The sequence below is a fragment of the Methylobacterium marchantiae genome (genome assembly GCF_042679825.1).
GTDB classification, from domain to species: domain Bacteria; phylum Pseudomonadota; class Alphaproteobacteria; order Rhizobiales; family Beijerinckiaceae; genus Methylobacterium; species Methylobacterium marchantiae.
This window is the reverse complement of sequence record NZ_JBHTND010000018.1, coordinates 1-13,081: the sequence shown is the minus strand read 5'-3', so window position 1 is coordinate 13,081 and position 13,081 is coordinate 1. Positions and strand designations below refer to the sequence as shown.

Sequence of the window (13,081 nt, the reverse complement as noted above, 5' to 3'; positions counted from 1 at the left end):
CGCAACCGGGCATGGCGCAGGGCAGCGCACGGGCGATGGGTGCGAACGCCGCCGCGTGGAGCCGCCGGCGCTCGCTCTCCGTGCTCGGCGATGCCGCGAAGGAGTGGTGGCGTCGGGGCCTCGTCCGCGAAGTCGAGCAGAGGCGGCTGTTCCCGTGGCTGGCCGTGGCCTTCGGTGCCGGCATCCTCGTCTGCTTCACGGCGACGGATGGCCAACCGTCCCTCGTCGCGCCCCTCCTCGTCGCGACCCTGCTCTCCGCCGGCGTCCCGTTCCTCGGCGCGAGGCCCGTCGCCCTCGCCGTCGTTCTCGGCCTCGCCGCATCCTTCCTCGGCTTTTCCGCCGCGATCCTGCGCCTGGACCGCGTGGCGGCGCCCGTCCTCGCCCGCACGACGATCGCACCGCTCACCGGCCTCGTGGAAGCCCTGGACGAGCGCGAGGTCGGTGCGCGCCTGATCGTCCGCGTCGAGAGCTTCGGTACCCTCGCACCGGAGCGGCGTCCGACCCGGGTCCGCGTCTCCTATAAGCGGGCCCTCGCGCTGAAGCCTGGCGATTTCATCTCGGCGACCGCCCGGCTCCTGCCGCCACCCGAGGCGGCACGCCCCGGCGGATACGATTTCGCCCGCGACGCCTACTTTCGCGGGATCGGCGCCGTCGGCTCCCTCGTCGGCAAGATCGAGGTCAAACCCCCGCCCAGACCGATGCCCTGGACCGTCTCGGTGGCGGCCGCGGTGGACGATGCGCGCAACGCCCTGACGCGGCGCATCACCGATGCCAATGGCGGGCAGGCCGGCGCCGTGGCGGCCGCCCTGGTCACCGGCAAGCGCGGCCTCATCAACGCCGAGACCAACGACATCCTGCGGGCGGCCGGGATCTACCACGTGGTCTCGATCTCGGGGCTGCACATGGTGCTCGCCGCAGGCGTGGTGTTCTGGCTCGTGCGCGCGCTCCTCGCCCTGGTGCCGGGCCTCGCCCTGACCTGGCCGATCAAGAAGATCGCCGCCGGTTTCGCCATGGTGGGCGTCACCGCCTATTGCGTCTTCTCGGGCTGGGACATCGCCGCAGAGCGCTCGCTGATCATGACCCTGGTGATGCTCGGCGCGATCCTCGTGGATCGACCGGCCCTGAGCATGCGCAATCTCGCGCTGGCCGCCCTGATCGCGCTCGCACGCGAGCCGGAAGGCCTGCTCGGCCCGAGCTTCCAGATGTCCTTCGGGGCCGTCGCCGGCCTCATCGCCTGCGCCACCGCGCTCAACCGCTGGATGCCTCAGCGGGAGGGCCACGGTCTTCTCGCCCGCGCTTTCCGCTTCGTGATCGTCGCGGTCGTCGGCACCCTGGCGACGACCCTGGTGGCGCAGATCGCGACAGCCCCCTTCGCCACCTACCATTTCCAGACCGTCCAGCCCTTCGGCATCGTCGGCAACGCCCTCACGCTGCCGCTCGTCTCCCTCGCGGTGATGCCGGCGGCGGTCCTCGGGATCCTCGCCTATCCTTTCGCCCTCGATCAGCCGGTCTGGTGGGCGATGGGGCTCGCGGTGCGCGGAATGCTCACGATCTCCGGATGGATCAGCGGGTTCGGCCACGCCACCCTCGTCGTCCCGGCCTATGGCAGCACGGCGCTCGGCCTGCTCGCCATCGCCCTCCTGCTGCTGACCGTGCCGGTCTCGCATCTGCGCTGGATCGGGCTCGCCCCCGCCGGAATCGGCATGGTGCTGGCGGCGACGCCGCAGCGCTACGATCTCTATGTGGACCGCGAGGGAACGGGCGCCGCACTGCGCGATCGGGACGGGCGACTGGCCATCCTCGGCAAGCCGCCGGATTTCGTCCTCGAACAATGGCTCAAGGCGGACGGCGATTCGCGGAAAGCCGGCGCGGTATCGGCGTCGGATCGAAGCCGCTGCGACCCGATCGGCTGCACGATCGAGACGGAGCCGGGTCGAGCCATCGCCCTCGTCAAGGACAAGCGGGCCTTCGCCGAGGATTGCGCGCGAGCGACGATCGTCATTGCCCGCCGGGATGCGCCGCCGGGATGCCGGGCCAGCCTCGTCATCGATCGGGCCTATCTCGCCGCCCGAGGGGCGACGGCGATACGCTTCACGCCGGACGGTCCGGTCGCGACATCGGCGAGAGAGCCCGGATCTCGACCGCCATGGCGCCGAGCATGGCCCGAACCGGCGCCGAAGCCTTCGACACAGACGGCACCATCGAAGACGCCGGATGCCGAAGCCGAGGACGGCGAGCCGTCAGCGGACGTCTCTCCGGACCAGGATCAGTAGCGGCGCACCAGGCTGACGAGGCGTCCCTGGATCTGGACCCGATCGGGGCCGAGTACCCTGGTCTCGTAGGCGGGATTCGCGGCTTCGAGGGCGATGGACGACCCGCGCCGGCGCAGGCGCTTCAGCGTCGCCTCCTCGTCGTCGATGAGGGCGACGATGATGTCGCCCGTATTGGCGGTGTCCTGCTTCTTGATGACCACCAGATCGCCGTCGAGGATGCCCGCCTCGATCATCGAATCGCCGCGCACTTCGAGCGCGTAATGCTCGCCGCCGGCTAGGAAGTCGGGTGACAGCGTCACCGAATGGCTCTGGTTCTGGATCGCCGAGATCGGCGTACCGGCCGCGATGCGACCCATGACCGGGATGGTGATGGCCCGTCCGCTCTCGTCCTGAGCCTGGGCGGTGGGTTGACGGACCGACGGCATTGCCTTCGATCGCCCGCCTTCGACGACGCTCGGCGTGAAGCGGCGAACCTCGCCTGCGGGAGCGGAAACGGGACGAGGCGCGGGAGCGCCGGCGAGGCTTTCCGGCATCCGGATCACCTCGATCGCCCTGGCACGGTTCGGAAGGCGCCGCAGGAAACCACGCTCCTCGAGCGCCGTGATCAGGCGATGGATGCCCGATTTCGACTTCAGGTCGAGGGCGTCCTTCATCTCGTCGAACGACGGAGGCACGCCGCTCTCCTGCATCCGTTGCTGGATGAATTGGAGAAGATCCAGCTGTTTACGCGTCAACATACAGATCACTCTTCCACTGAAGCCAAGCTGCGGCGAATGCCTGACGAAACAAAACACGAACACGGTAGACGTTCCGCAAGTGTTCTGCAAGGGTTCCGTTAACCCGATGGTAGAGTTTGTTCCTTGGGCGCGATGTTCCGCTCGCGGGCGGGCAGCCGTCGAGACGGCTGCCGGATTCGCGGACGCGGCATAGGTGCGAAAACACTCGCTCGAACCGGGCCATATCCGCCATTTAAGACGATCTCGACCGAATCGCCGAAGCAGTCCGTCAGCCGCGTGGGTAGACGATGATCGAGAGGTAGGTCATCGGCGTCTGCAACAGCCTGGCCGGACCGTGCAAGCCGTTGGAATCGAACAGCAACGAGTCGCCCGGCAGGAGATGATAGTCTTCTCCCGCATGGTGATACATCATCTCGCCGGTGAGCATGTAGATGAACTCGGTGCCGACGTGACGAAAGCTGGTATAGGCCTCCGCCTCGGTCTCGAGGGTGATCAGGTAGGGTTCGAGGGCGACCTCGCCGCCGATCCCGGCCCCGAGCAACTCGTAGATATGGCCGACCTTGGTGCCCCGGCGCTCGATGACGACGCCCTGGCCCCGCTTGACGTGGGAGCAGTCCCGCCGCTCTTCGAAAGCCGAGAACAGGGCCGTGATCGGCACATTCAGCGCCGTTGCGATGGCGTTGATGGAGGAGAGCGAGGGCGAGATCGCGCCGTTCTCGATCTTCGACACCATCCCCAGGGAGATGCCGGCGGCATTCCCGAGATCGGCCACCGAGAGATCCCGCTCCCGGCGCAGCAGCCTGATCTGGTGGCCGAGCGCCTTCTCCAGAGGCTTCTCCTCGACGGAAGGAGCATTCGACGCAGTGGTGAGCATGACCCGATCCGCACCTTCCCGGCCCGACGCCGCGACCGGCCGCGGGCCGTCACCCATTATGGCGGCGGGCCCCGCCCTTCGCCAGTGCGGGCAGCCGCGGAATCTTCCAAACTCTACAATGTCGTAGGGGCGCCTTCACTCCGTCCGGAGACGAGACCGGCGAGCCGGATTCCGGCCCTCGACCTCGTGGCGGACAAATGCGCATCGACCTTCAGTCGAGGTAATCGCCGTATTTCTCCACATGGCTGGCGAGGCCCAGACCATGTTCCCGCACCAGGCGTTCGGCCAATTCCGCGTCGCGGGCTTCCAGCGCCTTGATGATCGCCACGTGTTCCTTGATCGAGTTGGCGGCGCGGTCGCCCTGGCGGAGGGCGGTGTTGCGGATGCCGCGGACATGCATCAGCAGGTTGCTGGTGATGTCCTTGATCACGTCGCACTGGCCGAGCGAGATGATCTTCTGGTGGAAGCGGATATTGGCTTCCGAGTATTCGTCGAGGTGGTCGGACGGGCGTCCCTCGTAGAATTCGGGGAAATGCTCGCGCAGGCCATGCAGCTGCTCGTCGGTGGCGCGCTCGCAGGCGAGGCGGGCGGCCATGCTCTCCAGGGCCGACCAGGCCTGGATCATGCTGACGATCTCCTTCTTCGACTTCTTGATGACGAAGACGCCGCGCCGGGCCTCGAACCGAACGAAGCCCTCCTGCTCCAGCACCGTCAGCGCTTCGCGGACCGGCGTACGGCTGACCCCGAGGTTCAGGGACAGTTTTCGCTCGTCCAGCCGCACTTCCTCGCGCTGGTTATAGATGTTCATGTTGGTGATCGCTTCTTTGAGCGCATCATAAGCAAGTGCACGCAAGCTCGAGGTCGCAACGATGGGCTTTACTTGAAACGTGTCGTTTTTGACCATTTTGGGCACCTGGAACGATTTCAACTCGCACGCATGGTCGAGCACACATGGTCGAGCACACATGGTGTGAAGCATGCCAAACCCGAGTTTGGAATACAAGGAACGCTTTGAGCGCAAGAAGTGTCTCAACACAAGAATAGCGTCACGGTCTGCGTCACTATCGCAGAAGCAACCTGCGAGATTCGCTTTATCGCGGGACAGCGAGCGATGCCCCTTCGCTAACCGCCCGCCTTCCAGCATTCCCCTCGATCGGCAAGATCGTGCAAATCCGTTTGACACTTGGTATTTGGTATGCCACCAATAATCGGGGAGAGAATGGAACTTCAAGCACGGATCGAGGCGCCGGATCACTGGCGGACCGTCCCCGCGAGAGGGCAGGGACGATTCGGGTTCATACAGGCGGAACGGTGAATCTGCAATATAGTTCAGATGCCAACCGATTCTGGGAGGAAGGCTTTCGTTCGGGCATTCCAAGTCGTGAAGCGACCTTTGCTTGAAGAGATCATAAATTTTTGGATCCGCCACAAGAAAAATGCGGACCGATCGGGAGGAAACGTCAATGAACAGCGCCTGCAGGCAAGTCCCTGGCCCTCGACAAGTCCCCGGCCCCCGAATGGGTTCGCTCGCGGCACTCTAGCTCCGCCGACGGTTTCGGACCGGAGCGACCCGCCGGTCCACGATATCGCTCCTGCGCGGCGGGGCTCCGTCGCCGCCCCGCGCGGGAGTCGCGTCATCGGTCCGCCTGCCGCGCGGGTCGTCAACCAGAACAAAACATCAAAGAACCAGGGAGAGAACACGATGTCCGCTTTGGCCCAGAGAATCGACGTCGACGTTGCGGCGGAGCCGGAACTCACCGATGGCTTCCATCTCGTCATCGACGCGCTGAAGCTCAACGACATCACGACGATCTACGGCGTGCCCGGCATTCCGATCACCGATCTCGGCCGCCTCGCCCAGGCGGCGGGCATGCGCGTGATCTCCTTCCGCCATGAGCAGCATGCCGGCAACGCCGCCGCCATCGCGGGCTTCCTGACCAAGAAGCCCGGCATCTGCCTCACCGTCTCGGCGCCCGGCTTCCTCAACGGCCTGACGGCGCTCGCCAACGCCACCACCAACTGCTTCCCGATGATCCTGATCTCCGGCTCGTCCGAGCGCGAGATCGTCGATCTGCAGCAGGGCGATTACGAGGAGATGGACCAGCTCGCCATCGCCAAGCCCCTGTGCAAGGCGGCCTTCCGCGTCCTGCACGCCGCCGATATCGGCATCGCCGTCGCCCGCGCCATCCGCGCCGCGGTGTCCGGCCGCCCGGGCGGCGTCTATCTCGACCTGCCCGCCAAGCTCTTCTCCCAGGTGATGGAGGCCGAGGCCGGCGCGAAATCGCTGGTGAAGGTCATCGACGCGGCTCCGGCCCAGCTGCCGGCTCCCTCCGCCATCAAGCGCGCCCTGGACGTCCTGAAGAGCGCCAAGCGCCCGCTCATCGTCCTCGGCAAGGGTGCCGCCTACGCCCAGGCCGACGACGAGGTCCGCGCCCTCGTGGAGACCAGCGGCATTCCCTACGTGCCGATGAGCATGGCCAAGGGCCTGCTGCCCGACACCCATCCGCAATCGGCGGGTGCGGCCCGCTCCCTCGTCCTCAAGGAGGCCGACGTCGTCCTGCTGGTCGGCGCACGCCTGAACTGGCTGCTCTCGCACGGCAAGGGCAAGACCTGGGGCGCTCCCGGCTCGAAGAAGTTCATCCAGATCGACATCGAGCCGAAGGAGATGGATTCCAACGTCGAGATCGTCGCGCCGATCGTCGGCGACATCGGCTCCTGCGTGACCGCGCTCCTCGACGGCATGAAGGGCGACTGGCAGGCCCCGCCGAAATCCTGGACCGATGCCATCTCCGCCAAGAAGGAGGAGAACCTCTCCAAGATGGCGTCGAAGCTGCGCAAGAACTCGACGCCGATGGACTTCCACGGCGCTCTGGGCGCGCTGAAGACCATCATCGCCGAGCGGCCGGACGCCATCCTCGTCAACGAGGGCGCCAACACCCTCGATCTCGCCCGCGGCATCATCGACATGTACCAGCCGCGCAAGCGCCTCGACGTCGGCACCTGGGGCATCATGGGCATCGGCATGGGCTTCGCCATCGCCGCCGCGGTCGAGACCGGAAAGCCGGTCCTCGCGGTGGAAGGCGACAGCGCCTTCGGGTTCTCCGGCATGGAGGTGGAGACCATCTGCCGCTACAACCTGCCGGTCTGCATCGTCGTGTTCAACAACAACGGCATCTATCGCGGCACCGATACGGACCCGACCGGCCGCGATCCCGGCACCACGGTGTTCGTGAGGGACTCGCGCTACGACCGGATGATGGAGGCCTTCGGCGGAGTCGGCGTCAACGCGACGACGCCGGACGAACTGTCCCAGGCCGTCAACGCCGCGATGGATTCGGGCCGCCCGACGCTCATCAACGCGGTGATCGACCCTCAGGCCGGGACCGAGAGCGGCAATATCGGCAGCCTCAACCCGACCAGCACGGTGAAGAAGAAGCCCGCCTGACACACGTCCCTTGTAGGCGGCGCTCCCCGGTACGGGCGTGGCGCGCTCCCTCTCCTTCCAGGGGAAGGGACCCGCGATGCCCGCGAATTGTGAGACGACGGTCGCGACACCGGGGAGGAGCACGCCCTCACATCGAACCCGACGGCCGTGAATCCGGCCGTCGCCCCCTCATCGCCCCAGAACCGGGTGAGCCCCATGAATGCCCTCGAAGGCGTGAAGATCCTCGACTTCACCCATGTCCAGTCCGGGCCGACCTGCACGCAGTTGCTGGCCTGGTTCGGCGCCGATGTGATCAAGGTCGAGCGTCCGGGAGTCGGCGACGCCACGCGTCAGCAGCTTCAGGACATCCCGGATGTGGACAGCCTCTATTTCACGATGCTGAACCACAACAAGCGCTCGATCACCCTCGACACCAAGAACCCCAAGGGGATCGAGGTGATGTGGCGCCTGGTGAAGGAATGCGACGTCCTCGTGGAGAACTTCGCTCCCGGCGCCCTCGACCGGATGGGCCTGACCTGGGAGGCGATCCACGCCGCGAATCCGCGGATGATCCTCGCCTCGGTGAAGGGCTTCGGGCCGGGCGCCTACGAGAATTGCAAGGTCTACGAGAACGTCGCCCAATGCGTCGGCGGAGCGGCCTCCACCACGGGCTTCCGCACCGACATCCCGATGGTGTCCGGGGCGCAGATCGGCGATTCCGGCACGGGCCTCCACCTCGCCCTCGGCATCGTCACCGCGCTCTATCAGAGGACCCATTCCGGCCTCGGGCAGAGGGTCGATTGCGCCATGCAGGACGGCGTCCTCAACCTGTGCCGGGTCAAGCTGCGCGACCAGCAGCGGCTCGAGCGGGGGCCGCTCAAGGAATACAGCCAGTATGGCGAGGGGATCGGCTTCGGCGATTCGGTGCCCCGTGCCGGCAACGATTCGGGCGGCGGCCAGCCGGGGCGCATCCTGAAATGCAGGGGCTGGGAGACCGATCCCAATGCCTACATCTACTTCATCGCCCAGGGTGCGGTCTGGGAACCGATCTGCGACGTCATCGGCGAGCCGACCTGGAAGACGGACCCGGACTACGCGACCCCGAAGGGCCGCCTGCCGCATCTCAACGAGATCTTCACGCGCGTCGAGGCCTGGACCATGTCCAAGACCAAGTTCGAGGCGATGGAAATCCTCAACGCGCTCCACGTCCCCTGCGGACCGATCCTCTCGATGAAGGAGATCGCCGAGGACGAGTCGCTGCGGAAATCCGGCACGGTGGTCGAGATCGACCATCCCGAGCGCGGCAAATACTTGACCGTTGGCAACCCGATCAGGCTCTCGGCGAGTCAGGTCGAGGTCAAGCGCTCGCCTCTGCTGGGCGAGCATACGGAAGAAATCCTGCGCGACGTCCTCGGATATTCCGAGAGCGACAGGCTCAGGATCTCGGAATCGGGGGCTATCGGCGCGGTCCGGAGGATCGCCGCCGAGTGACCGGCCCTCGAACGAAGCGGAAGCCGGCTGTCTCGACCTCCCGGCTTTTGCGCACGACGTGAAACTCCTCCTGACTCAGCGCGGTATCGGCCAACGGCACGGTACCGCGCTCTTTCCGTCAGGGGAGAACGCGCGATGCGGAAGAGAGTCGATTGCCCCGGACGCCGGACCGTTCAGGCGATGCCGGTGAAGCGGCCGGCCGAGCCCGTCACGTAATCGCGGCTCTCGGCGCGGCTCTTGTCGGCGCGCACCGACAGGAAGTCCGCGACCTTCACGACGAGAAGCACCTGAAGGACGATCATGCAGAGGACGGCGGCGACGATGGTGGCGAGCATGGTGGGCTCCTGAGGGCGTGTTACCCATCCTATATGTCATGGTGCAGCGCAAACTGATATACCACATTCCTTCGACCAGACATGCGGCCAATGCATGTCGGAGGATGAACGAGCTTTCGGCGAGCGTCCGACGCATCCACGGGTGGGTACGAATCTGCGGTTCGGGTCATCGACTTAGCGGGTGCAGCAGAGCCCGACCGTGTTCTGGCGCCGTCGAGGGCAGCTATTCCACCATCAAAGAGGGACCTTCCATCACCTGTTTCCGTGCGGACCGAGTTGAAGGTTCAGAACGACCTCAGTGGGACGCTGCATTACCCCATCTGCCCAGGGTCGGGGCCTCGCCCGGCCGCAGCCATTCGTCAGGCTGAGGGACGGCCGAGAGCGGGCCGGACCGGTCCACCGGGACGCCCATCGCCACCAGGGCGGCCTGCAGATCCGGATCTTCCGCCGAGCGCGGGACGATGTCCGTGGCGAGGTTGCTGAGACGGCCCCGGTCCAGGCGGGCATAGACGCGTCCCGTCGCATGATCGGCGAAACGGATCGTCGTCATCCGGCGGACGCAGTCGCGGAGAAAGCCCATATTCTGCCGCGGCTCCATCGAGCCCGCATCGGCATAGACCTCGTCGGCCGATCGCGCGTTGATGTCGATCTTGCGATAGCGTTCGATGTCGAAGATGAACCTCAGGTCGAGGATGTTCATGGTGCCGTTGACGCCGAAGGCGATGGTCCTCGGTCGTTCGCCATCGGGAACGCTGTTGTCCAGAAACTCGAAATGGACTTCCTTGTCGGAGCGCAGGACCCAGGTGAAGAACAGTCGCGGCATGCCGGTATAGGCCTCGACATTGTGCGCCAGCAGGTCTTCCACCGCCTTGTAGCGACCGAACTGCTCGCCGCGCTTCCACGCCCGCTCCACGGTAGCCTCCGGCGGCGTGATCATGAACTGCATGTAGACCCGGTGACCGAAGCGGGTGAGGAGCTGGCTCCCGGTCTCGGCGCCCGGATCGACGGCGAAGCTGTCGAAGCGGAAGCGGTCGATGAGCAGGTGCGAGATGCGTCCCTCCGCGGCCTTCACCGCCATGTGACGGTCGAGCTTGCGGTCGATGATCTCCACCTCGTGGCCGGTCAGCGTCCCGGCATAGCGCCGCGCCGGCCCGAGGCTGGCGTAATCGAGCAGGTATTTCCGCCAGACGTCCGGCGTGACCACGGCGAAATCCGACCATTCGAGGCCGAGCTGCCCGACGAGGGCGCGCTGGTAGGGACGGATCGTGCTCTTGCCCGAAGCCGACGCACCCTTGACGTTCATCACCACCGGCTGAGCCTGGATCTTCAGCCGGTGATAGCCCTCGCGCGCCACGATCTCGCGGAACCACGGCTCGATCAACTGCCCGATCCTGCTGCTTCCGTACTGGTTCGAAACGAGCGTGCAGGCGAGATGTGAGAGAAGAGCCCTGTCGCGGATGAGGAAACCGCGACGACCGATGATGCTCGTCACCACATGGCGGAGGGCGGCACAGGCCGCGGCCTCGAGGGAATCGGCCGAGGCGACACAGCGCTGCTGCCATCCATCGAGATGCAGCAGGGCCCGGTTCTCCGGCGTCTCGGCATCCTCACGTCGCCTCGCGGTCTCGTGCGTCCCGAACATGGCCCGCCAAAGGGACGGTCGCTCCCGGGCGGGTTCGACGCCACGCCCATCGAGCATGTCGGAGAGCTCCCGGTGGAGGACGAGCACCGTATGCGCCCGAACCCGCTCGAGCAGGCTCGCGATCTCATCGGCATGGGACGCGATCCCATCACGCAGGATGGTGCCGACGATCGCCCGGAAATTGACGCCGAGATCGCCATAGGTCCGGCCGACCGGCACCGACAGGTCGGCCATGACGCGCACGAGCACCTCGTGGACGACGAGGCGTTGGGCCCGGAACCTCACCAGCTGCGTCAGGGGAAGTCCGCTGACGTCGCTCATCTCGCCGGCATCGGCGAGCCGGGTCTCGACGTTCTCGGGCCTGAACACGGTGGCGAGCGGCAGGAAGGAGCGGGGAAGGCTCGATTCCAGCCCCGGATTCCACGGGCCGAATTCTTGGAACGCAAGGGAGGAAGCAAGGGAGGCCGAAACGGGGCCGTCGAGGCGCGCGGCCTCGCTCTTCAGACTCGACATGCCCGGCCGCTCCGACATTCAGAGCCTCCGAGGGAGGCCGGGCTCGACGATTGCAGGCGTCTATCGGACCGAGGTCAGGCGACCGCCGCCTCGTCGATGACTTCGAGCCGCAACTGGTAGCGGTCGCCCCAGAGAGCCTCGGCCTTCTCGTACCAGTCGGTGTTGAAGAACAGCTTGGCGCAGAACTCGCTCTGCCAGATGCAGACGGCGATGATCCGGGAATCGATCACCTTCACATGCCGGCTGATCAGGCCGCGGGTGATGCCTGCCGACGGACACATGTCCATGCTGGTCATCCCATAGGCGGATTCACCGCTGAAGATGACAGGGCATTCGAGAATGGCCAAGTAACGCATCGCTGCTAACCTTGTTGTCCACGAGCCGCCCATGTCGATCGCTCACCGACCATCGCGGACCCGCAGCGTCTTCCAGCTTCGATGACCGGCTTGGATCCCGCCTCGTTTCGAAGCGCGGGACGATGCGGCACCTGGGATAAATTTTGAATGCAAACCGGTCTCGGGTCAATGACGAGACGCGGAATATCTTATCCTGCAGCTGCGATACCGATTTTTTGCATCGCAATACTCGAAAATACAAATCGATTGTGCGTCATCTACTTCGCGACACGACGGTCCACAACCTTGAGATACATCGACCTTGAATGAACGGTCCGCCCGATGGGGTGTCAACCATGAGCGGTCTTTCCGCCTCCCGCAACCTCGTCGACGCAACTCCAGATGCTCTGAACCGACGTGAGGACGAAGCCGTCGGTCACCGCGAGATGATCGGTCTTGTGCGCGCAGAACTGCTTCAGTCGATCGGTCCCCGACATGCCGACATCGACCGAAACGAAGTCTTCCTTCGCCAGCATCCATACCAGGTTGTCGAGCGCTTCGAGACCGCGCGCCGCCATCGCGCGGAAGATGTCGCGCTCGGTGATGATCCCAATGATCGCCCCGTCGGTGGGGCGGTCGCCGTCGATGACGACCAGGGCATCGACATCCGGGCTTCGCAGCTGGCGCAGGGCTTCACGTACGGAGCGATCCATACGGATATATTGCAGGCCTGCGCCGCCCTGTCCGGTCGGCTGGCTGGCTGCCATGGCGTCTCCCTCCCTCGGGAATGCTTCTTGGGATCGGACACTGGTATGCAAAATACCGGTTGTCAACGGAGGAAAGAGAACTATGGTGCAGCGGGCCGGCGCCATGAGGCCGGTCCGCGCTCGCGCCAGGCGGGAATCGTCCGCTTGTCTAAATGCCGGGACTGCATCGGCATAGTCACGCCGGTACAAGGAAAGCGGGTGCTCTGGGCCCAGCCTGATCCGGATCGATACTTGTAGACCGAGATGCGGGTCGGTAGCACCGAGATGCTGGGGCGAACGATCCCAGTATGACTGCAGGAGCAGAGCGAAAGCCTATTTATCGAGAGCTTCACATCTTTCTCTCGACGCTCTTGGAATGCTGATACAAAACGCGAAAACTTGAAATAATCCTGTCTTTGCTGCGTTGCGGAATCGATTTTTCTTCAGCGCGCCCTTGACGAGCCAGCACGTACGAGAGAGGCTGGTATTCCAAATACCAGCGTGGTGATCGTCAGAAACGGTCCGCCGTCGCTGAGAGTGGAAGCCGGTCAACCGGCCCCGACGCCGCGATTCACACACAAGAGAATAACCGGGAGGACAGCTATGACGAGGGCGGAACCGACGACCGAGCGCGTATCCGACGGATACCGCTGGGGTCAGCTTGTGATCGGCGTGATCTGCATGGTGATGATCGCCAACCTGCAATACGGC

10 protein-coding genes are annotated in these 13,081 nt (G+C 65.2%); 3 read left to right on the top strand and 7 right to left on the bottom strand.

Annotated elements, in window-relative coordinates:
• Positions 1-11 precede the first annotated feature (11 nt).
• Entirely contained in the window at positions 12-2,273 is a 2,262-nt protein-coding gene (locus ACFQ4G_RS13905; protein ID WP_238203924.1) for a ComEC/Rec2 family competence protein, read from the top strand.
• Here ACFQ4G_RS13905 and lexA read toward each other — a convergent pair.
• The 3 genes from lexA to ACFQ4G_RS13890 form a co-directional block, all read right to left on the bottom strand.
• The gene (gene lexA, locus ACFQ4G_RS13900; protein WP_238203926.1) at positions 2,267-3,010 is read right to left on the bottom strand and encodes a transcriptional repressor LexA; all 744 of its coding nucleotides are present in this window, start codon (positions 3,008-3,010) and stop codon (positions 2,267-2,269) included. The genes ACFQ4G_RS13905 and lexA overlap by 7 nt on opposite strands.
• A 268-nt stretch (positions 3,011-3,278) precedes the next feature.
• Positions 3,279-3,884: a helix-turn-helix domain-containing protein gene (locus ACFQ4G_RS13895; RefSeq protein ID WP_238203928.1), complete on the bottom strand. Its 606-nt coding sequence runs from the start codon at positions 3,882-3,884 to the stop codon at positions 3,279-3,281.
• 211 nt (positions 3,885-4,095) lie between these two features.
• Entirely contained in the window at positions 4,096-4,788 is a 693-nt protein-coding gene (locus ACFQ4G_RS13890; protein ID WP_238203965.1) for a GntR family transcriptional regulator, read from the bottom strand.
• 798 nt (positions 4,789-5,586) lie between these two features.
• Here ACFQ4G_RS13890 and oxc point away from each other — a divergent pair.
• Together oxc and frc are read left to right on the top strand one after the other, a co-directional pair.
• A complete protein-coding gene (oxc, locus tag ACFQ4G_RS13885) occupies positions 5,587-7,329 on the top strand; it encodes an oxalyl-CoA decarboxylase (RefSeq protein ID WP_238203930.1) in 1,743 nt (580 codons plus the stop codon).
• Positions 7,330-7,524: 195 nt separating this feature from the next.
• Positions 7,525-8,799 (top strand): formyl-CoA transferase, encoded by a 1,275-nt coding sequence (gene frc / locus ACFQ4G_RS13880; RefSeq protein ID WP_238203938.1) that lies wholly within the window; start codon positions 7,525-7,527, stop codon positions 8,797-8,799.
• A 173-nt stretch (positions 8,800-8,972) separates the two neighbouring features.
• Here the strand turns inward: frc and ACFQ4G_RS13875 are convergent, their stop codons facing one another.
• From ACFQ4G_RS13875 to ACFQ4G_RS13860, 4 genes are all read right to left on the bottom strand, one after another.
• Entirely contained in the window at positions 8,973-9,134 is a 162-nt protein-coding gene (locus ACFQ4G_RS13875) for a hypothetical protein (protein WP_238203940.1), read from the bottom strand.
• Between the two features lie 295 nt (positions 9,135-9,429).
• Positions 9,430-11,289 carry a zeta toxin family protein gene (locus tag ACFQ4G_RS13870; protein ID WP_238203942.1) on the bottom strand — a complete coding sequence of 620 codons (1,860 nt, stop codon included), beginning with the start codon at positions 11,287-11,289 and terminating at the stop codon, positions 9,430-9,432.
• 74 nt (positions 11,290-11,363) lie between these two features.
• The gene (locus tag ACFQ4G_RS13865) at positions 11,364-11,645 is read right to left on the bottom strand and encodes a hypothetical protein (protein WP_238203944.1); all 282 of its coding nucleotides are present in this window, start codon (positions 11,643-11,645) and stop codon (positions 11,364-11,366) included.
• 329 nt (positions 11,646-11,974) lie between these two features.
• Positions 11,975-12,496, bottom strand: a complete 522-nt coding sequence (locus tag ACFQ4G_RS13860; protein WP_238203952.1) for a CBS domain-containing protein — start codon at positions 12,494-12,496, stop codon at positions 11,975-11,977.
• Between the last annotated feature and the right edge of the window lie 585 nt (positions 12,497-13,081).

Coding starts and splice junctions, on each gene's coding strand:
- ACFQ4G_RS13905 (WP_238203924.1), top strand. CDS start 12: ATGGCGCAGGGCAGCGCACGGGCGATGGGTGCGAACGCCGCCGCGTGG.
- lexA (WP_238203926.1), bottom strand. CDS start 3,010: ATGTTGACGCGTAAACAGCTGGATCTTCTCCAATTCATCCAGCAACGG.
- ACFQ4G_RS13895 (WP_238203928.1), bottom strand. CDS start 3,884: ATGCTCACCACTGCGTCGAATGCTCCTTCCGTCGAGGAGAAGCCTCTG.
- ACFQ4G_RS13890 (WP_238203965.1), bottom strand. CDS start 4,788: ATGGTCAAAAACGACACGTTTCAAGTAAAGCCCATCGTTGCGACCTCG.
- oxc (WP_238203930.1), top strand. CDS start 5,587: ATGTCCGCTTTGGCCCAGAGAATCGACGTCGACGTTGCGGCGGAGCCG.
- frc (WP_238203938.1), top strand. CDS start 7,525: ATGAATGCCCTCGAAGGCGTGAAGATCCTCGACTTCACCCATGTCCAG.
- ACFQ4G_RS13875 (WP_238203940.1), bottom strand. CDS start 9,134: ATGCTCGCCACCATCGTCGCCGCCGTCCTCTGCATGATCGTCCTTCAG.
- ACFQ4G_RS13870 (WP_238203942.1), bottom strand. CDS start 11,289: ATGTCGAGTCTGAAGAGCGAGGCCGCGCGCCTCGACGGCCCCGTTTCG.
- ACFQ4G_RS13865 (WP_238203944.1), bottom strand. CDS start 11,645: ATGCGTTACTTGGCCATTCTCGAATGCCCTGTCATCTTCAGCGGTGAA.
- ACFQ4G_RS13860 (WP_238203952.1), bottom strand. CDS start 12,496: ATGGCGCCGGCCCGCTGCACCATAGTTCTCTTTCCTCCGTTGACAACC.